Annotated in this window: 16 protein-coding genes; 6 read left to right on the top strand and 10 right to left on the bottom strand. The window is 44.8% G+C overall.

The window, feature by feature from the left end; all coding sequences use genetic code 11:
- Positions 1 to 300 precede the first annotated feature (300 nt).
- Entirely contained in the window at positions 301 to 1,263 is a 963-nt protein-coding gene (locus VJL_RS24535; protein WP_038881934.1) for an integron integrase, read from the top strand.
- A gap of 46 nt (positions 1,264 to 1,309) precedes the next feature.
- Here VJL_RS24535 and VJL_RS24540 read toward each other — a convergent pair whose 3' ends face one another.
- From VJL_RS24540 to VJL_RS24575, 8 genes are all read right to left on the bottom strand, one after another.
- Positions 1,310 to 1,783 carry a DUF2947 domain-containing protein gene (locus tag VJL_RS24540; protein WP_038881936.1) on the bottom strand — a complete coding sequence of 158 codons (474 nt, stop codon included), beginning with the start codon at positions 1,781 to 1,783 and terminating at the stop codon, positions 1,310 to 1,312.
- A gap of 13 nt (positions 1,784 to 1,796) precedes the next feature.
- On the bottom strand, positions 1,797 to 2,384 hold the full coding sequence (locus VJL_RS24545) for an HD domain-containing protein (RefSeq protein WP_038881937.1): 588 nt from the start codon (positions 2,382 to 2,384) through the stop codon (positions 1,797 to 1,799).
- A gap of 3 nt (positions 2,385 to 2,387) precedes the next feature.
- Positions 2,388 to 2,969 (bottom strand): ribosomal protein S5-alanine N-acetyltransferase, encoded by a 582-nt coding sequence (gene rimJ / locus VJL_RS24550; protein ID WP_038881938.1) that lies wholly within the window; start codon positions 2,967 to 2,969, stop codon positions 2,388 to 2,390.
- An 83-nt stretch (positions 2,970 to 3,052) separates the two neighbouring features.
- The gene (gene tyrR, locus VJL_RS24555) at positions 3,053 to 4,597 is read right to left on the bottom strand and encodes a transcriptional regulator TyrR (RefSeq protein ID WP_038866464.1); all 1,545 of its coding nucleotides are present in this window, start codon (positions 4,595 to 4,597) and stop codon (positions 3,053 to 3,055) included.
- Between the two features lie 100 nt (positions 4,598 to 4,697).
- Positions 4,698 to 5,738: a YcjF family protein gene (locus VJL_RS24560; RefSeq protein ID WP_038881940.1), complete on the bottom strand. Its 1,041-nt coding sequence runs from the start codon at positions 5,736 to 5,738 to the stop codon at positions 4,698 to 4,700.
- A complete protein-coding gene (locus VJL_RS24565; protein WP_038881941.1) occupies positions 5,735 to 7,111 on the bottom strand; it encodes a YcjX family GTP-binding protein in 1,377 nt (458 codons plus the stop codon). The genes VJL_RS24560 and VJL_RS24565 overlap by 4 nt, the downstream gene beginning before the upstream one ends.
- A gap of 158 nt (positions 7,112 to 7,269) precedes the next feature.
- Positions 7,270 to 7,455 carry a hypothetical protein gene (locus VJL_RS24570; RefSeq protein WP_009706856.1) on the bottom strand — a complete coding sequence of 62 codons (186 nt, stop codon included), beginning with the start codon at positions 7,453 to 7,455 and terminating at the stop codon, positions 7,270 to 7,272.
- Positions 7,456 to 7,630: 175 nt separating this feature from the next.
- Positions 7,631 to 9,148, bottom strand: coding sequence for a fumarate hydratase (locus VJL_RS24575; protein ID WP_038881943.1), 1,518 nt, complete (start codon positions 9,146 to 9,148; stop codon positions 7,631 to 7,633).
- 530 nt (positions 9,149 to 9,678) lie between these two features.
- On the opposite strand from VJL_RS24575, the gene pabB reads away from it, so the two are divergent.
- The gene (gene pabB / locus VJL_RS24580; RefSeq protein ID WP_038881944.1) at positions 9,679 to 11,049 is read left to right on the top strand and encodes an aminodeoxychorismate synthase component I; all 1,371 of its coding nucleotides are present in this window, start codon (positions 9,679 to 9,681) and stop codon (positions 11,047 to 11,049) included.
- A 76-nt stretch (positions 11,050 to 11,125) separates the two neighbouring features.
- Here the strand turns inward: pabB and VJL_RS24585 are convergent, their stop codons facing one another.
- Both VJL_RS24585 and VJL_RS24590 read right to left on the bottom strand, forming a co-directional pair.
- Entirely contained in the window at positions 11,126 to 12,826 is a 1,701-nt protein-coding gene (locus VJL_RS24585; RefSeq protein ID WP_038881946.1) for an ATP-binding protein, read from the bottom strand.
- A 6-nt stretch (positions 12,827 to 12,832) separates the two neighbouring features.
- Entirely contained in the window at positions 12,833 to 13,381 is a 549-nt protein-coding gene (locus tag VJL_RS24590; protein WP_038881947.1) for a heme NO-binding domain-containing protein, read from the bottom strand.
- Positions 13,382 to 13,497: 116 nt separating this feature from the next.
- On the opposite strand from VJL_RS24590, the gene VJL_RS24595 reads away from it, so the two are divergent.
- The 4 genes from VJL_RS24595 to tpdA all read left to right on the top strand — a co-directional run bounded on the left by VJL_RS24595 (position 13,498) and on the right by tpdA (position 19,090).
- Positions 13,498 to 14,097 (top strand): CoA pyrophosphatase, encoded by a 600-nt coding sequence (locus tag VJL_RS24595; protein ID WP_038866455.1) that lies wholly within the window; start codon positions 13,498 to 13,500, stop codon positions 14,095 to 14,097.
- Positions 14,098 to 14,443: 346 nt separating this feature from the next.
- Complete coding sequence (locus VJL_RS24600) at positions 14,444 to 15,697, top strand: aromatic amino acid transport family protein (protein ID WP_038866453.1); 1,254 nt, start codon at positions 14,444 to 14,446, stop codon at positions 15,695 to 15,697.
- A 97-nt stretch (positions 15,698 to 15,794) separates the two neighbouring features.
- Positions 15,795 to 17,156, top strand: coding sequence for an L-serine ammonia-lyase (locus VJL_RS24605; protein ID WP_038866452.1), 1,362 nt, complete (start codon positions 15,795 to 15,797; stop codon positions 17,154 to 17,156).
- A 218-nt stretch (positions 17,157 to 17,374) separates the two neighbouring features.
- Positions 17,375 to 19,090: a cyclic di-GMP phosphodiesterase TpdA gene (gene tpdA / locus VJL_RS24610; protein WP_038881949.1), complete on the top strand. Its 1,716-nt coding sequence runs from the start codon at positions 17,375 to 17,377 to the stop codon at positions 19,088 to 19,090.
- Positions 19,091 to 19,186: the final 96 nt, after the last annotated feature.

Genomic DNA, 19,186 nt, shown 5'->3' on the forward strand with positions numbered 1-19,186 from the left:
ATACGCCAAAGAAGCTTGAACAGTTGAGGCGATGAAAGCAACTAATATCATTCCTTGATTTCTCATTTTTCACCTTAGAACATAACGCTTTCTATACGGCTCTATGCTGCCTTTCAGGCACGCTACCGCCTTCTTTCATTCCAAAAGATAACTGCATGCTAGCACTTATCTTTATGAAACAAATAGAAAATCAGTATGAATCTGTGTGCTCAACCACGCAATTAGACGGCATGGTGAAGCCTAATTAGATGTGAGACGCTAAGTTTATCGAACTGTGTAAATACCCATGTAAATTTAGTTATGAAAAGTCAGTTTTTACTTAGCATAAAAGAACATATGATCGCTCGTCACTATGCGAAGAAAACCATTGAAAGTTACATCTTTTGGATCAAACGATTCATCGTATTCCACCAGCTCGCTCATCCGTCTAAATTAGCTGAAAACGATGTTGAACGCTTTCTCAGCTATTTAGCGATAGATGAAAAAGTTGCCGTAAAAACACAGGCGCTTGCCCTGAATGCCATCTCTTTCTTGTACCGTGAGTATTTTAGAACGCCACTTTCGCTTGATATGCGTTTTCAAAAGTCTCTGACAGAAAAGAAACTGCCAGTAGTGTTAACGAAAGCTGAAGTAAGGCGCTTCGTTCAGCATATCGATCCAAAATACAAACTACATATACAGTTACTCTATGGGTCAGGTCTAAGAGTCATGGAATGTCTACGGCTAAGAATACAGGATATCGATTACGACTACGGAGCAATTCGTGTTTGGCAAGGGAAAGGGGGTAAAAACCGAACCGTCACACTCGCAAAGGAGCTCCACGCCCCCTTAAAAGCACAAATGAACTTAGCTCGCGACTACTATCAAAAAGATCGTCATGTTGCGGGCTATGCTGGTGTGTATATTTCAGATGGGCTTAGAAGAAAGTACCCTGATGCGGAGCTAGATTTCAACTGGCACTTTCTATTTCCATCAACAAAATTAAGCCCAGACAAAGATACTGGGGAATTAAGGCGTCATCACATCAATGAAAGTGCTATCCAACGAGCAGTAAAGCGTTCAGCCAAAGATGCAAGTATCGAGAAGACCGTTACTTGCCATACTTTACGCCATAGTTTTGCGACTCATTTGTTAGAGTCAGGCGCTGATATTCGAACGGTTCAAGAACAACTCGGACACACAGATGTGAAAACAACCCAGATCTACACACACGTCATTGAGCGCGGCGCAGGTGGAGTGTTGAGCCCGTTATCAAACTTATAGAAAGACGAAAGCCACCGTACTAGTGGCTTCATAATTAGATTTGTGTTTAGCTGCGCTCACCCAGTTTGACATTACCTTTCGAGTCAAACCACAACGCTTCAGAACGACGCCGTCCAAGTAACATTGGGCCATCATCGTAGAACAAAAAGTTCTTCCAGTACTTTTTAAAAATCGACCATTTGGTTTCAATCACGTTGTACTTCTCGTAGCAAAAATAAACCGTGACGTCGTCTTGCCAATCGATAAAAGTAATCACTTCTTCAGGAAGCCCTTCTTCGTCGTCTTCCCATGCAGCCATCCAATCAACCTCTTGTGACCAGTTCTGCTCTTTCATTGGCCAATCAGACGAGCTCAAGCGGTCCATATCAGGACTTTGTGCACTGACGTTCTCTTTCCAAAACTGCGCTGCACGTGCCTGACTCATCGGCTTGATAAAAGCGAGGTCTTCTTCTGGCACAGGCATCGACTGGTGAGTAAAAATCCATTTTCTTTGGTATTCGTCCAAAGGCAAATAAGACATTCAGTCTCCTTTTTTACGACTTCAGCCAACCTTTCTCGGTGGCACCTTCAATCAGTTCTTTGGCTTTGTCCCATAACGTGACAGAGCCAAGTTTAATTCTTTTGTTAACGGTTAACGCTTGTTCTCGCGTTACCCCATTTTCTATCCAGCTTTGACCATCATTATGATAGTTCAGTAGCATAGGAATAAGGCGATCCAGCGCTTTAGCATATTTGGCATCGTCAGTTTGTGCGGCTTCAAACTCATTCCACAAAGCAAGTAATTCGCTACTTTGGTCACTTGGCAGCATGCCAAACAACCGCTCTGCGGCTTTCAATTCTTTTTCTTCTTGCTCTTTCGAGGCTGCAACATCATAAACAAAGGTGTCGCCCGCGTCGATCTCTACCACATCATGGATAAGCAGCATTTTCATCACTCGACCAATATCGACAGGTGCATTCGCGTGCTCTTGCATCAACACAGCCATTAAAGCAACATGCCAACTATGTTCACCACTATTTTCTAAGCGACCCTCAGCACTTTTAACACGGGTTCTACGCAGCACGCTTTTCAGTTGATCGAGTTCAATCAATAACGCTAATTGCTTTTCCAGTCTTTCCATTTATCAAGCCTCTGCCTTCCAATTCGGGTTGGTCAAGGACGTCAGCACGTGATCTTGCCACTCACCATTGATCAACAAATATTCCTTTGCATAGCCTTCTTTCTCAAAGCCAACATGCTGTAGCACCGCTTCGCTGCGTGTGTTGTGTGGCATGTAACCCGCTTGAATGCGATGCATTTTTTGCACATCAAACATATAATCGCATGCCATTTTCAACGCGCGGCGCATATAGCCGTTTCCTTGAGCCTCTTCTGCGAGCGAGTAACCCACGTTACATGCATGAAAAGGAAAGCGAGTCAGGTTGCTGAAAGAAAGTGTTCCGAGCATTTTACCAGAATCGACATGAACAAGCAGACAATAGTAGCCTAAGCCCATACGGTGAAGCTCTTTCAACTTGATCAGCTTTTGCAGCCAGCCATTAACCGAATAGAAAGCGTCCTCGCGTTTAGGTTCATAGGGTTTTAAATATTCTCTGTTCGCTTGAAAATACGCGGCGATCATATCGGCATCACCAATATCTGCAGTGCGTAGAAGCAAGTCGCCGTCCAACTTGTGAACGGCGATTGAGGAGCTTTTATCTTCCATTGTTATTGACAACTTCCATTTGATTCCAGATAAGTTCTTGCTGGTACTCCAGCTTTTGCTGAAGCCACAATTTTGCGATCGCCTTAGGCTTTTCGAATACCATAATCTCGCAGTTTGTTCGCAATCGAGGTATGCGAAACATTCAATCGCTTCGCAAGCTTACGACTTGAAGGGAAAGACTGATACAAACGCTCTAAGATTTGCGATTCGTAATCTCGCATAATTTCGTCCAACGAACCATCTAAGTTCAACGTTGCTGAGCCACCGCCCATTGCTTGAGGTTGCGGTAGATTGAAGTTATCCGCTTTCAACAAGCTACCCTCCATTTCCGTCAACGCACGAAGCACCATGTTATCTAGCTGACGCATATTACCAGGCCATTGATAGTTCGCTAACGCATCAACCAATTCATCATCAAATTCTGGCTTATCAATGCCCAATTGTTGCGCGTGTTTCGTGACGAATAAATCCAGCAACGGAGCGACGTCGTTTGAACGCTTGCGCAGAGGAGGAATATTCAAGGTGAGTACATTAAGACGATAGTATAAATCTTCGCGGAACTGCCCGGCCTCGGCTAACTCGGCAAGGTTATGTTTTGTTGATGCGATAATACGAACATCGACATGCATTTCATCTTCAGCACCAACACGACGGAAATTACCATCTTGTAAGAAGCGCAACAGTTTAATTTGCAGATGCGAACTCATTTCACCGATTTCATCGAGGAACACCGTACCACCGTTTGCTTGTTCGAATATGCCTTTGTGGCCAAGTTCATGATTGAATGAACCTGGGGCATGACCAAACAGTTCCGTCTCTGCTACATCATCAGGCATAGAAGCACAGCTAAGTACTAGGAATGGTTTGTTCGCACGACCAGAGCGGCTATGGCACGCTTTTGCTAGCATTTCCTTACCAGTACCAGTCTCACCTTCAATTAACAACGGTTGGTCAAGCACAGAAAGTTTCTTTGCTTGATTGATCAATGCTTTGTGGCGATTGGATAAACCGACAAAATGCTCGAAACCCAATTGGTTTTGTAACGGCAATGTCTCTTCGATTTGCACGCCATGCTGGCTTGAACGAATGGTCATTAGTGTACTGGCGAGCGTGGAGTTTTGAGCTTCATCTTTGATATAAACCGGCATCAACTCAAGGATATAATCCAAACCATCGATGACAAGACTTTCTCTGGTACGGGCATTCACTCCTTCTGTCCAACGATTAAAGCGCACACTTGGCAGTAGCATACCAATTTGTGTGCCAATCACATCTTGCTTATGTTGCCCGAGCAGAGAAAGTGCAGACATGTTTGCCATGTCTACCGCGCCTTTCAGATCGATGGCAAAAACCGGATCAGGTAAGTTATCCACCAATGAAAGCAGCTCCGTATTGTGGCGCTCCATTGGCATAAATTGGATTTTACGTACGTCTTTAACCCCCGGAATACGGCGGATTTCGGCCATCAACTCACTGAAAGTATCAAAATCGATATCTGGGCAGTTCAGGTAGATGATGCCACTGATATCAATTTCGATACCACGTAAGTCGATGCTTTTAGACGCTAAAATATCGAGCAATTCTCGGGTTAAACCGAGTCTATCTTCACAAAAGACTTCAAGACGCACTTAAAATATCCCAATTCACAACTGTCAGGAAAAGTTGACAGTAGTTTCTACCAAGCTTGGAATGGCGTCAAGCAATCCTCACCGTCAAAGGTGATATTGATTACGGTTTCATCGTGATTGATGCAACTTTCGCCACCACTTCTTTACGAATAGCGCCGAGTTTCACCTGTCTCTCAGGGTACCAAGGCAGTGGGCGAAGCAATGACATGGATTTCAAACCTAAGCGTGCGGTGAGAATACCCACTCCCAAGCCTTGCCCTGCTCGAGCAGACACCTTTCCTGCGAGATCCATCGACATCAAATCCATGCTCGCATCGATCGCCAGTTCACTTGCACCAGCCGCCGCCATATTCACAAAAACCGCACGAAGTAGCTTGATTCGAGATGCGTACCCAAGCTCAACGCCATAGACTTTCGAGAGATTATCGATCATTTTGAAATTACGCCACGCCACTAACAGCATGTCAGCCGCAGCTAGTGGACTAACGGCAACTAACGCGGCTGACTCTGTCGCGTGCTGTGAAACAATTTTGGTCGCGAGTTTATCTTGCTGACTGACAACCATTGAGTCGTACATTTCTAGGATTTCGGCATCGCTGTGTGCTGGATTCACGCTATTCTTCCAACGATCGAAGCCCGGATTTTCAGCAAGTACACCACTTTGCTCAGCCACTTTTTCACAAAATACTTTGCCTTTGCCAACACTTTGACTGTCGATAAGTGCCTCACTTTCTTCCTGCACGCTAAAGTGGTTGCGAAGTTTGCGTAGCTTCCATAGTTCTTTGCCTAACGCTCCTAAACCAAAAGAGGCAATAGTGGAGATAAAACCGGCCCAGCCCAATGCAAGCCAATCTGCAGTTTGCACAGCCGTGACAATCGAATCCACCGCCTGCCACCCAACCAGACCAGCAAAGGTGGCAAATACCCCTGTTGTAAGCCATTTACGCCCAGGTTTTGGACGAATCACATGTTCAAGCTGTAATTCTTGCTCGGTGTCTTCCGATTGCTCTTCTATTTCAACAGCAACGAAAGTCTCGTTTTCCGAGAATGTCTTTTGCGCCGTAAACTCTGGCGAGACATCCTTTTTTTCACTGTGCATGACCTTTTCAGAGAAGACTTGTTTTTGTTTTAGCTCGCTCATTTCAATTTGTCTCCCAGTAGGTATTCAAGTGCTTTGTCTAGACGAATATGCTTCATCGGCTCGTCACTTTCTGATGACATAGGTCGGAAAGACGTAAAATCAAAGCCACTGTTTTGCCAATAAACAGCATTCGGAAGTTTCTTTGGTACTTCCCCAGGGAACATCGTTATCGCCTCCCCATCAAGCGTTGTACCTTGCAAAGCTGGCACGGTCTTATCTCCCGAAGCAATGAAACCTGAAGTCGTCGCTTGAATCGACGCGATACTCATACAGCTCATTTCTATGTTCTCGTACGCTGCGGTCTGCCATGCAGGATGCACCATCTGTTGCAGCAAAGAGACAAGTTGAGGATGCTGATCTGGGGTCACATGGTCAGCCTTCGTCGCAGCGAACAGTACTTTATCGATTTTTGGCGAGAATAAGCGGCGTAAGAAGCTACTCCGACCATAACGAAAACTGTGCATGATCTGCTCAAGTGCTTGGCGCATATCATAAAAAGCTTCATCACCCGCATTTAATGGTTGCAGGCAATCCACCAGCACGATTTGGCGGTCAAATGTCGCAAAGTGGTGTTTATAGAATGCTTTCACGACCTTTTGTTGATATTCGTGAAAACGCGCTTCTAGCATCGCTAAATTGCTGCCTTTTACCGTTTTTCCTTCGGCCTCTAATCGACAGGGGAAAAATTGCAGAACAGGTGCGCCTGCAAGCTCTCCAGGCAAAACAAATCGTCCCGGCTGAACCCAGTGCAAGCCAGACGCTTTACACGCATGCAAATAATCGGTGTAAGCCTGTGAGACTCTCTCTAGCTTTTTCTCATTGACGTCCGCATTGAGGTCGACTTGGTCTAGCTCTTCTAGCCAAGCTTGAGCAAGCTCGCTACGTTGCCCTTTTAACGCTTCAAATTGCGTCTGCGACCATGTCGCAAAATCCATATCAAGTAGTGGTAAGTCCAATAACCACTCGCCCGGATAGTCGATGATGTCAACGTTCAGTACCGCCGTTTTACTCAGCAGTTTTTTGGTGGTTTTATTTGGCTTGTATTTTAGAGCCAGGCGAATCTCACTGACGTCACGAGTCGGTACTGGCCATTGAGGCGGCGTTGCGTGAACTTGGTTCATCGCATCATCGTAAGCAAAACGCGGTACCATCATATTGGCTTGAGGCTCACGCTTCGCGCCAATCAAGCGCTTATCACGCGCCGCTGTCAGCAGCGGCAAGTTGTCGTGTGTTGCTGTATGCAGTAATTGATTAACCAGAGAAGTAATAAAGGCGGTTTTACCCGCACGAGACAAGCCAGTCACTGCGATTCGCACGTTAGAATCCATTCCTCGGCTGATAAAGTCATTCACTTCTTGCGTTATTCTTTTCATACTTTTTATTTATCTCATCAATTCTTGCTACGCAGTGTAATTTTATCAACCTTAATCAAAGATGAACAAAGTATTCACGACAAAATTTACCTACATCAAAAACACAAAAGCCTCTGAGAATATCAGAGGCTTAGTGATTCTATCTGCACTAGGGCAATCTAATCGTCTTCTATCAACTTGTAGATAACGAATAGGCAGACTTCTAGAATCAGCCACAACACACAAGTGATGGTGACGTATTTTTCATCGAAGATACTGATGCCGTGAAGAATCAAGTCGTAGCCAACAAAGCTACCGATCACAACAGCAAGAACTATTTGTAGAATTTGAATAAAACGAGGCATGCCGTCTCCTAATCATGGTCAGCATAACAGTGAGATTTGCTATGCCTATAAGTTTATATTTGATTATATAGACAAAAAGTGCAGCTTTCGCTGCACTTTTGTCAAATGTTTGCTAGGTAAATCAGCACTTTGTCACATTCTCCCAATTGAGACGTTCGAATGATGACCAAGTCTCTTACGCTTCCATCTCTTGGATTTTCACTTTCCAAGTGTCAGGACCGATCTGGTGAGCGTTCGTACCATTAGAATCGACGGCAACCGTTACAGGCATATCTTCGACTTCAAACTCGTAAATCGCTTCCATACCTAGGTCTTCGAATGCTACCACGCGAGCTTTCTTGATTGCTTTCGCGACAAGGTATGCTGCGCCGCCAACGGCCATGAGGTAAACCGCTTTGTGGTTCTTGATCGACTCAACCGTCGCAGGGCCACGTTCCGCTTTACCAATCATCCCCATGATGCCGGTTTCTTCTAACATCATGTCGGTGAACTTATCCATACGCGTTGAGGTTGTTGGGCCTGCAGGACCTACTGCCTCATCACCGACGGCATCGACCGGACCAACGTAGTAAATGAACTTGCCTTTGAAATCAACACCAGCAGGTAGACCTTCGCCACTTTCTAGCATGCCTTGAATACGTTTATGCGCAGCATCACGACCGGTCAAGATCTTGCCTGACAGAAGAACCGTTTCACCAGTCTTCCACTCTTGGACCTCTTCTTTGGTTACTGTATCTAGGTTAACACGACGTGTATTTGCGCCCGCTTCCCAAGTAATGTCTGGCCAATCTTCTAGCTTCGGTGGCGTTAGCTCTGCTGGGCCATTGCCATCAAGCGTGAAGTGAACGTGGCGTGTTGCTGCACAGTTCGGGATCAAACACACTGGTTTTGAAGCCGCGTGCGTTGGCGCCGTTTTGATTTTTACATCAACAACAGTAGTCAGACCACCAAGGCCTTGTGCACCAATACCCAATTTGTTTACGCGATTGAAGATATCGAGGCGAAGCTCTTCTTCTGCGTTTTGAGGGCCACGATCAATCAAGTCTTGAATATCGACGTGCCCCATCAGAGATTCTTTTGCTAATACCGCAGCTTTTTCAGCGGTACCGCCGATACCAATGCCAAGCATGCCCGGTGGACACCAACCTGCGCCCATTGCTGGTAGGGTTTTCTCTACCCATTCTGCAATGTCGTCAGATGGGTTTAGCATCACCATCTTGGTTTTGTTTTCAGAGCCGCCGCCTTTCGCCGCGATTTGAATTTCAACTTTATCGCCTGGCACCATGTTGATGTGCACAACTGCTGGCGTGTTGTCTTTGGTATTGATTCGCTTACCTGCTGGGTCCATCAGAACCGAAGCACGCAATGGGTTATCCGGATTTGTGTACCCCTGTCGAACGCCCTCATCCACCATTTGCTGTACTGTCATGTCGGTTGAGTCCCATTGGACGCCCATACCGATGTTCACAAAACAGGTGACGATGCCGGTGTCTTGACAGATCGGTCGGTGACCTTCAGCAGACATACGGGAGTTAATTAAGATTTGCGCAATCGCGTCTTTCGCGGCTTGGCTCTCTTCTCGATGGTAGGCTTTTTCAAGGGCTTGAACAAAGTCTAGCGGGTGGTAGTAAGAAATATACTGTAGCGCATCAGCAACACTGCTGATGACATCCTGCGTGCGTATTACCGTCATTGCATGCCTCATTATTGTTATGCTTTGCTTCCATTATTGGCTGGCTTCTTTCGTGTTTGTTGAGCTTATTGCTCTAAATGAGCTTCGTTTTATGTGAACAAATTGTCGAACGGCTGATATCGACACACGATTAAATGAAGTCGCCTTCCATATAGTAAAACCACCTCAAACCCTTGTATAGAGGTAGTTTGGCGCTATACCCAAATAACCCCCGTATACAAGTTCATAGCGGCGCCACTTAGAGAACTCAGTAAGTGAATCGTTGTAAAACACTTACGAAAGTTCAAACGCAAAGCTCTCTTAAAGCAGTGGCTTGCTCCCGAAAGGCGAGTTGCTTTGACTCGCATACAGTGTTGACGATTCTTGATTTAGACCCACTAAAACATGCGAATCGTCGTCGCGTATGCGAACCAAATCATTCTCGCTGAATCATGTATCTAGAGATTATTTGGGTATAGTGGCGTTTATGATACTCTTGCAGCCCATGACATGCCATGCAGTGAACGAACTCTTTGTCACAATTTAAACAAATGAACAACATGGATACGCAATTGCTTGATTTTAAGGCATTGGATTACGCCGACGACCTCACCATTTCCCTATTTTCTCGTATCGAACACCAACCTTGGGCGATGCTTTTACGCTCCGCTTCTGAGACCCATATCGACAGCCGATTTGATGTGTTGGTGGCCAACCCAATCGCAACGCTAGAGACAGTCGCTGGCGATACGCAAATCAAAACAGACACGCAAGAGTACGCCTCTCAAGATGACCCGTTTTCGCTGTTAGACGAGCTTCAACAACAGCTTTTGCCAAACCTTGAGTTGGGCGCAGAGTGGGATCTGCCGTTTGTCGGCGGTGCACTTGGCTACTTCAGCTACGATTTAGGCCGTAGAGTCGAATCTATGCCGGAGTTAGCAGCTAAAGATCTACAAACACCAGATATGGCAGTTGGTCTGTATGAATGGGCTTTGGTTGTCGATCATAAGTTGAAGACCGCGATCCTTGTTGGCCAAAACACGCAAGCCGCATGGCAATGGCTTAATTCACAATTTCCAGTTGATGTTGAACACTTCAAGCTGATTGGTGATTGGCAATCCAACATGACTCAAGCGTCTTACGCTTCACGCTTTGATAGCGTACAAGAATATCTGTTAAGCGGTGATTGTTACCAAATCAACTTGGCGCAGCGTTTTAATGCACCTTATCAGGGCAGTGAATGGCAAGCGTATTTAAAGCTGGAAGCGGCAAACCAAGCACCCTTCTCAGCATTTATTCGTATGCCAAAATCTACGCTGTTGAGTATTTCTCCAGAACGATTCTTGGAACTGAAAGACAACGTTATCGAGACCAAACCAATCAAAGGCACTCGACCACGCGGTGCGGATACCCTTCAAGACCAAGCCAATGCGCACGATCTACAAACCGCAGAGAAAGATCAGGCAGAAAACTTGATGATTGTGGACTTGCTGCGTAATGACATTGGACGTGTTGCTTCTCCAGGTAGTGTCCATGTGCCAAAGTTGTTTGATATTGAGAGCTTCCCTGCCGTTCACCATTTGGTAAGTACCATTCGAGCCAATCTAGATCCGCAATATTCCGCGGCGGATTTGCTTCGAGCTTGCTTCCCAGGCGGTTCAATCACCGGAGCACCAAAAGTACGTGCAATGCAAATCATTGAAGAGTTAGAACCGCATCGCCGCAGCGCATATTGTGGCAGTATCGGTTATATCTCGCGCCATGGTCGTATGGATACCAGCATCACTATTCGAACTCTCGTTGCAGAAAACAACAAACTGTATGCATGGGCTGGCGGCGGTGTGGTGGCTGACAGTGATTGTGCCTCGGAATATCAAGAAACCTTAGACAAGCTTTCGAAAATTCTACCAGCGCTAAAGTAAAAGTTAACGTGGAAGAAACTAAGCCAAAAACGGCTCTGTTGTTCTTACAGAGCCGTTTGTTTTTATTCTACTAGCGCTATTCTTTGAGCCACTTACACATCACTTGTTCGATATCTGCCGCGGTGTAGGGCTTGGTGAGGATGTCATCCATACCAGATTCGATGCACTTTTTCCTTTCTTCTAACGTCGTCCCCGCTGTGAGTGCAATAATGGGATTGTTAAAGCCATCCTCTCTTAGGTGAACCGTGGCTTCATACCCATCCATCTCTGGCATTCGACAATCCATGAATATCAATTCGTAGTCTTTGTTTTTAACAGCCTCCAATGCCTCCAAGCCGTTATTTTTTAGATCGGGTGTGATATCGAGTTTTTTAAGCATTTGAGTGACGATGACCTGATTCATCCGAATATCATCTACAACTAAAATGTTTCTTCCTGCCAACTCAATTTGTCGACCGGTTGCCTCCGACCCGGCTAAATTTGCGGGCGCTTCTCCTCGTTTAAGCGGTACCACGACTTGGAACGTTGTCCCTTTGCGTGGCTCGCTGACATAGCTGATCTGTCCTTTCATCAGATCGACAAGGTTCTTACAAATCGCCAAACCTAAACCTGACCCTTCAAAACTGCGCTTTGTAGAGCGGTCTGCTTGAACAAAAGGATCAAACAACGCTTGTTGTGCTTCTAGCGGAATACCAATGCCGGTGTCTTCTATTTCAAAATGTGCAAAGCCATTGTTCCATTCGACACGCAGCACCACACCTCCTAGTTGAGTAAACTTAATCGCATTACCGATTAGGTTAACCAAGATCTGGGTAATCCGCTCAAAATCTCCGACCAAAAACTCAGGTATCCCGAGTTTCTTATCAATAGAGAAATGAATGCGCTTCTCGGCAGCTTTAGCCGCAAATACGCCAGTTAATGCATCCTCTAGCGCTTTCCAAGCAAAAACTTTATCGATGATTTCCATCATCCCAGCGTTCATCTTACTGAAGTCGAGCAAGTCGTTGATGATGACTCTAAGTAGGTCCCCAGAATGCGTAAGATTACTCAGATACTGTTGTTGCTCATCCCCAAGGGCGGTCTTACTCAGCAGATCGGCACTGCCGAGCACACCATTTAGCGGCGTTCTCAGCTCATGGTTGATCATGGCAACGAACTCTTTGGTCGCCTTCTCGGAGGCCTCGGCACGCTTACGCAGTTCAACCTCACGTTCTAAGCTCAAGTGACGGCTAATAACGCCATGAACCAAGTCTGAAACCAACACCATTTGCTTAGAAATAAACTCCTGTTCGACTTGATCAAGCGCAACAGAAAAGATCAACTCACCAAGAATGTTGGCGTCTATTGTTATTGGGAGATAGAGAGCATTCCCGTTCCAACGTGGTTTATTGGCGATAGGCGCATCATGCGCTAACGCCAAGTGTCCAAATTGATGCCGACGTAATGAGCTTAAACGCTCAGCTTCTAAATACAGGTAAGCCCCCGACACAACAGAGTTTGATGTCAGCTGTTCCAAGAAACTGGCAATCATGGTTTCATCGAAGGTGCTAGAAAGGAAAGTACGTCCAAACCTAATCAAGGTGGCATCGATTTGCTCTTCGAACTCGAATTTGCGCAGGTCTTTCTCTGACTTCATCTCGAGCTTTTTTAGCGCCACACTTAACTGTTGGTTAGATTCATACAGTTCTAAACTCTTTTGCTCTAACAGTGATTCAGCGGCTTTACGCGACGCGACTTCTCGCTTGAGTTTCCTTTCTAATGAGGAATTTCCCGTCATATTTGGTTATTGAGCCTCCAGCCAAAAACGCACTTGGCTTCCATCTTCCGATTGATTCTGATGTTTAATTTTTATCGTTTCATTAAAGTGCTGAGCGCACCCTTGTATTAAACCGAAGCAAACATGAGCCATACAGCGCGCACTTCGATAGTCAAACACCATTTCCGATTCTGTCTCACTGATAAAGTCAAACTGCGGAGGATTTGCATCGGGATAGAGTTTCTTCACTTCCACGTGAATGAAGTCCTCTACATGGCGCACGAATTGGAACGTCGTGCTGCACTGCTGCAGGCTGGCGTGATTCGGAATCGATTTGAGTAGATTCTGGAAGACACACTCACCAAACACTTCTTGAAGCGTTTCAGGGGGAATATCAGACACTTTACTGAGATTAACGATCAACTTAACAAGGTCTCGATGGTCATAACTGCCTACCGAGGTGTAAATACCTTCGTCGTTAGATAAGTCCAAAACCTGATCGAGAACCTCAAGACCAAACTTCTCTTCCACTAACTCCATGAACTCCATGAACTCCGTGAAAATGATTCCTTTCATCGTATTCAGCTAACCTTATAGTGACGTCTTAAAATAAAGAATGGTGTATAACGCTATAAGTTTCAAATTAATATAATACGAATCCATTCGTCAGCTGACTTCTTAAGGACTCCGATTTGGTCATTGATAAAACGACATTGTTGCAAAACTTCCAATTCCATTTACCGACAGGCTATCACCAAGAGTCTTTGGGCCGATTAGCACATTTGAAAGACACCTCACTTCGTGATGCCGCGGTGTTAATTGGCTTTGTTGAGAGAAAAGAAGGAATGCAAGTGATTTTGACCAAGCGAGCCGAACATTTACGACACCATCCTGGCCAAATTAGCTTCCCAGGGGGAAAATATGAGACTGAGGATCACACTCTTGTGAATACGGCACTGCGAGAAGCCGAAGAAGAAATTGGTATTCATGAAAAGCATATAAAGGTATTTGGTCAGCTGCCAAAGCTGCCAACGATTAGCCAATTTAATGTGACACCGTTTTTGGCCTTCATTTCTCCAGACTACACAACGCAAATTGACCCCAACGAAGTTGCCTCAGTTTTTGAAGTCCCAGCCAATCATATTTTAAACCCTGAAAAGCTGTACAGTTCAAAATTCAACCTAAGAAACACTAGTCATCGCGTCTTTGCCATCCCATATCAACAGCATTTTATTTGGGGAATGACCGCACAGATCATCGAATCCATGCAAAAACACATCATTTCTAAGTAACTGCTTTATCAATATTAAGTTGACTTTAAAACCAAACATCATGTGCATCTATATTAATAAAAAGTTATTTTTCAAACATCAATTCACATTAGTTTAATTTGATTTTTATAAGGCAAACGCTTGCGGTGAGAAAAATTTATACAACAACCGCTTCAGATAAGTTTTTCTAATTTCACTCATTAGCAATTATCACGTGTAGCACGCCATTTTCGTGATAAAAAGCAGGTTTTTGACATATCATTCAATAAGCTCGAGCAATACATGATTTAGATCTAATTTTCCTAGTGCAAAATCTTGCAAAATTGCTCCCGACTTATTTCCTGTTCCCAAAATGAGTAACTCAAAAATGAATACAACTACTACTGCGGCTTCAACCGCACAATCGTCTAGTAAGTTTTCTTACAAAGACTTCACCTGGTGTTTGTCCCTATTTGGTACAGCAGTAGGTGCAGGTGTACTTTTCCTTCCAATTAAAGCAGGTGCTGGCGGTTTCTGGCCATTAGTTATCCTTGCTCTAATCGCGGCACCAATGACTTGGTTCGCACACAAATCTCTCGCTCGTTTCGTACTTTCTGCGAAAAACCCTGAAGCTGATATCACTGACACAGTAGAAGAGCACTTCGGTAAGACAGGCGCAAACCTTATTACTTTTGCATACTTCTTCGCTATCTACCCTATCGTACTTATCTACGGTGTTGGTATCACAAACACGGTTGACTCTTTCCTAGTTAACCAAATGGGTATGGAATCTATTCCTCGCTGGCTACTTTCTGGCGCGTTAATCGCTGCGATGACTGCGGGTGTAGTATTCGGTAAAGAGCTAATGCTGAAAGCAACATCAGCAATGGTTTACCCTCTAGTATTTGTCCTACTAGCACTGTCTTTCTACCTAATTCCTGATTGGAATACATCAATGATGGAAGTGTCTCCAAACTGGGGCGAAATGCCTTCAATCGTTTGGCTAGCAATTCCAATCATCGTATTCTCATTCAACCACAGCCCAATCATCTCTCAGTTCTCTAAAGAACAACGTCGTGTGTACGGTGATGACGCAGTTAAGAAGACTGACTCTATCACTGGCGGCGCAGCGATGATGCTGATGGGCTTTGTAATGTTCTTCGTATTCTCTGTAGTGCTTTCTCTATCTCCAGAGCAACTAGCAACTGCGCAAGAGCAAAACATCTCAGTTCTTTCTTACCTTGCGAACGTTCACGAATCACCACTGATCTCTTACATGGGCCCATTGGTTGCATTCGCAGCAATCACTTCTAGCTACTTCGGTCACTTCCTAGGTGCTCACGAAGGTCTAGTAGGTCTAATCAAGTCTCGCTCTGAATCTCCTAAGAGCAAGATTGAAAAAGCGTCTCTTATCTTCATCGTTGTGACGACTTGGATTGTTGCTATCGTTAACCCAAGCATCCTAGGCATGATTGAAACGATGGGTGCACCAATGATTGCAGCTATCCTATTCTTGATGCCTGTATTCGCGATGCAGAAAGTGCCAGCAATGGCAAAGTACAAAACTTCAGCACCTGTACAGATTTTCACAGCAATCTGTGGTCTTGCGGCAATTAGTTCTGTAATCTACGGCGCTCTTTAATCACTGCTCTTTTATAAAGCATGATTAATCCAAGAATATAACGATAATAAAAAGCCTCCCAACTCCCCTTGGGAGGCTTTGTTCTGAGGTAATCGATATGATTAGTGTTTTTGATATCTATAAGATCGGTGTTGGTCCTTCAAGCTCACATACTGTAGGTCCAATGAAAGCGGGTAAAGAGTTTATTGATGACCTTCGTGCTATGGGAAAACTGCGCGACATCACTAAAATCACCGTTGACGTTTATGGTTCACTATCACTGACAGGGAAAGGTCACCACACGGATATCGCCATCATCATGGGTCTTGCAGGCAACTCCCCTGAGAAAGTTGATATCGACTCTATTCCGGGCTTCATCGCTCGAGTAGAAGAAACTGAACGCCTTCCTGTTGGCATGCACTGTCACACAGTATCGTTCCCGAAAGACGGTGGTATGAACTTCCATACTACTAACCTTGAGCTACATGAAAACGGCATGCAGATCCACGCGTGGATCGAAGACGAAAAAGTGTACTCAAAGACGTACTACTCTATCGGTGGCGGCTTCATCGTTGATGAAGAAAACTTCGGTAAAGAGATTGAGAACCCAATCAAGGTTCCTTACGAATACACAACAGCAGAAGAGCTCGTTAACCAGTGTAAAGAAAGTGGTCTTTCTATTAGTGCACTTGTGATGAAAAACGAACACTCTCTGCACTCTGATGAAGAGACTCGTACTTACTTCGCGAACATCTGGCGCACCATGCGCGAATGTATGGATCGTGGTATGAACGAAGAAGGTATTCTGCCTGGTCCACTACGCGTACCTCGTCGTGCAGCAGCACTTCGTCAGCAACTGCTTACTTCTGAAAAAACAACAAACGATCCAATGTCGGTTGTTGACTGGGTAAACATGTTCGCTTTCGCAGTAAACGAAGAGAACGCAGCAGGTGGTCGTGTTGTGACAGCACCAACAAACGGCGCATGTGGCATCATCCCTGCGGTACTGGCTTACTACGACAAGTTCATCCAAACCGTGACTGAAAAAGATTACATCCGTTACTTCGCCGCTTCTGGCGCGATCGGTGGTCTTTACAAACGCAACGCGTCTATCTCTGGCGCAGAAGTTGGCTGTCAAGGTGAAGTTGGTGTGGCATGTTCTATGGCTGCAGCTGGTCTTGCTGAGCTTATGGGTGGTAGCCCAGAGCAAGTATGTATGGCAGCAGAGATCGCAATGGAGCACAACCTAGGCCTAACGTGTGACCCTGTTGCAGGTCAGGTACAGGTTCCGTGTATCGAGCGTAACGGTATCGCGGCAGTAAAAGCGATCAACTCAACTCGTATGGCACTGCGTCGCTCATCTGCACCGACAGTTTCTCTAGATAAGGTTATCGAAACTATGCTAGAGACAGGTAAAGACATGAACGCAAAGTACCGTGAGACATCTCAAGGCGGCCTAGCAGTAAAAGTTATCTGCTAATCTCCCAACCTCTCCCATCAGAAGCCCGAGCAACTCGCTCGGGCTTTTTTTCGCCTAAAGATCTTTCCCCATGTAAAATCTCTCTGGATTGAGCTTTATAAAAAAATCTAAAATTGTCACTATATCCAGAAGTTTAGGATATGCCCGTAGAAGGTCACATACCTGCTATCTCAATATTGATAACGTATTCAAAAATTAATCCTGGAGCGCTTTAACACATGATTAGGTTTGAACTTGGAAACCAAATCTGCGTTTGCTTGTCCGAAAAAGAACTTTCATTACAGCTCAATAACTCCATCCACTCTTCTATTCCCGTAAGCAGAATCGAATACTTAATCCTTAGTACCATTGCCGCTTTTGGGAGCCTAAACGCGCCTATTAGCCAGAGGAAAATCGAAAAGAAGTTGTCAGCGCAACATCACTTGATGTTGCCGGAAAATGGATTTAAGAACGCTGTTGCGTCCATAAGGAAAAAGTTCAGGCAACTAACAAAGAATCATATAGAGACCCAAAAGTCTCTCATCGAAAACATTCACCGAAAGGGATATTTTGTGCCATACGATAGCCAACACGCACAAAAAGATGGGCTTCTTCAACAAGCGAGAATCCACCAGCAAGCCGTTCATAGCGTAAGAATGGCCGCTGCTATTTGCTTACGTAGTAGAGCGCTATACCTGAATTTGTTGTGCTTTATTGGCTTTACCATCGCGCTGTATATTGCCATTTGTTTTTACAGCATCGGGACGATTGTTAAGCAAAACTATTTTGATGATGCAATGAACTTCGCACAAGATCTCGCGCAACAGAGTTGTTTTGGGCATGAAGACCAATTAAAAGGCTTATTTGATAATGTTCAATTAGTCGAGTCAGCATTGATGATCGACAAGCACAACATTCGTTGTCTAGTCACGCCAGAAGCAGTGGTCCCAGTGAACAAAAAAGACAGAGAAAGCTGGTTAAACAACGAAAGCTACACAACCCATTCGTTTATATTTAACGGTGCACAAGTCCTCGTCAGAGTAAAAAACGTGAATGTATCGAATAGCTTTGAGAGCCATATGTCTCGCATGTTTTTGTCTGGCATGAAAGTGTGTACCAATACTGGCACAGCGCTAGAAATTGGCGATACCAACGGGCAATCGTTCTTGTATAACGTCAACGAAAACGGTTACAAAGAGGTGTATTACGTAAAAGGGCCTATTAGTAGCATCCTTGTTTTGAGCTTTATTCTAATGCTTGCCTTTAGACATAACAAACTTCGCTCATTAGCCACTTACCTTTGGGCTATCCGTCAGTTCAATCTCAAACTTGAACCTATCCACAACACATCAAATCGACAGAATATCCACTATGAAGTCCTATCGCGCTTTAAGGTTAAAAACACTCAAAAGTTTATTGAGTCATTAATCGCCAATGGATTTCTAATCAATCATACCTTATTGGTCATCAGGCTCGTGTATGGCAAATCAAAATCCTTACTCGCTCCTCTGAGTATCAACGTGTGCCCTTCTCTACTGGAAAAGCGTAATTTCACACGCTTGTATCGCTTATTGGCTCAATTGGACTGTTCACTTCTGACGATTGAAATCACAGAAAATGCGTCGATGTACTATACGCAGGAGATCTTCAATAACATCAACAAGCTCAAAGCCATCGGGTGCAAAATCAGCATTGATGATTTCGGGACTGGTAACAACAATGTCGAGCTCATCAGTCAAATTACGCCAAGTTATCTCAAGATTGACCGTTTGTTTGTTATCAACCTGAAGCAAGACGACAAAAAAGTAGAGACGTTACGTCAGCTTATTGCGATGGGACACACATACCACTGTGCAGTCATCGTAGAAGGTGTGGAGACCGCAGAATGTGCCCATTTACTAACCACACTTGGTGCGCACATTCATCAAGGCTTTTATTATCCGCTTTGTCGCTAGCGACCTCTATTTAATAGCAAAATCCACACGGAACCAGATTGCGTCCTTTTAATGTCCACAACTATAATGGCGGTATTGTGTTTACCGCCTCTGAAC

Origin of the sequence: Vibrio jasicida CAIM 1864 = LMG 25398, from assembly GCF_000400365.1 — a bacterium.
Lineage (GTDB): Bacteria > Pseudomonadota > Gammaproteobacteria > Enterobacterales > Vibrionaceae > Vibrio > Vibrio jasicida.

Coding starts and splice junctions, on each gene's coding strand:
- VJL_RS24535 (WP_038881934.1), top strand. CDS start 301: ATGAAAAGTCAGTTTTTACTTAGCATAAAAGAACATATGATCGCTCGT.
- pabB (WP_038881944.1), top strand. CDS start 9,679: ATGAACAACATGGATACGCAATTGCTTGATTTTAAGGCATTGGATTAC.
- VJL_RS24590 (WP_038881947.1), bottom strand. CDS start 13,381: ATGAAAGGAATCATTTTCACGGAGTTCATGGAGTTCATGGAGTTAGTG.
- VJL_RS24540 (WP_038881936.1), bottom strand. CDS start 1,783: ATGTCTTATTTGCCTTTGGACGAATACCAAAGAAAATGGATTTTTACT.
- VJL_RS24570 (WP_009706856.1), bottom strand. CDS start 7,455: ATGCCTCGTTTTATTCAAATTCTACAAATAGTTCTTGCTGTTGTGATC.
- VJL_RS24565 (WP_038881941.1), bottom strand. CDS start 7,111: ATGAAAAGAATAACGCAAGAAGTGAATGACTTTATCAGCCGAGGAATG.
- rimJ (WP_038881938.1), bottom strand. CDS start 2,969: ATGGAAGATAAAAGCTCCTCAATCGCCGTTCACAAGTTGGACGGCGAC.
- tpdA (WP_038881949.1), top strand. CDS start 17,375: ATGATTAGGTTTGAACTTGGAAACCAAATCTGCGTTTGCTTGTCCGAA.
- VJL_RS24575 (WP_038881943.1), bottom strand. CDS start 9,148: ATGACGGTAATACGCACGCAGGATGTCATCAGCAGTGTTGCTGATGCG.
- VJL_RS24585 (WP_038881946.1), bottom strand. CDS start 12,826: ATGACGGGAAATTCCTCATTAGAAAGGAAACTCAAGCGAGAAGTCGCG.
- VJL_RS24605 (WP_038866452.1), top strand. CDS start 15,795: ATGATTAGTGTTTTTGATATCTATAAGATCGGTGTTGGTCCTTCAAGC.
- VJL_RS24600 (WP_038866453.1), top strand. CDS start 14,444: ATGAATACAACTACTACTGCGGCTTCAACCGCACAATCGTCTAGTAAG.
- VJL_RS24545 (WP_038881937.1), bottom strand. CDS start 2,384: ATGGAAAGACTGGAAAAGCAATTAGCGTTATTGATTGAACTCGATCAA.
- VJL_RS24560 (WP_038881940.1), bottom strand. CDS start 5,738: ATGAGCGAGCTAAAACAAAAACAAGTCTTCTCTGAAAAGGTCATGCAC.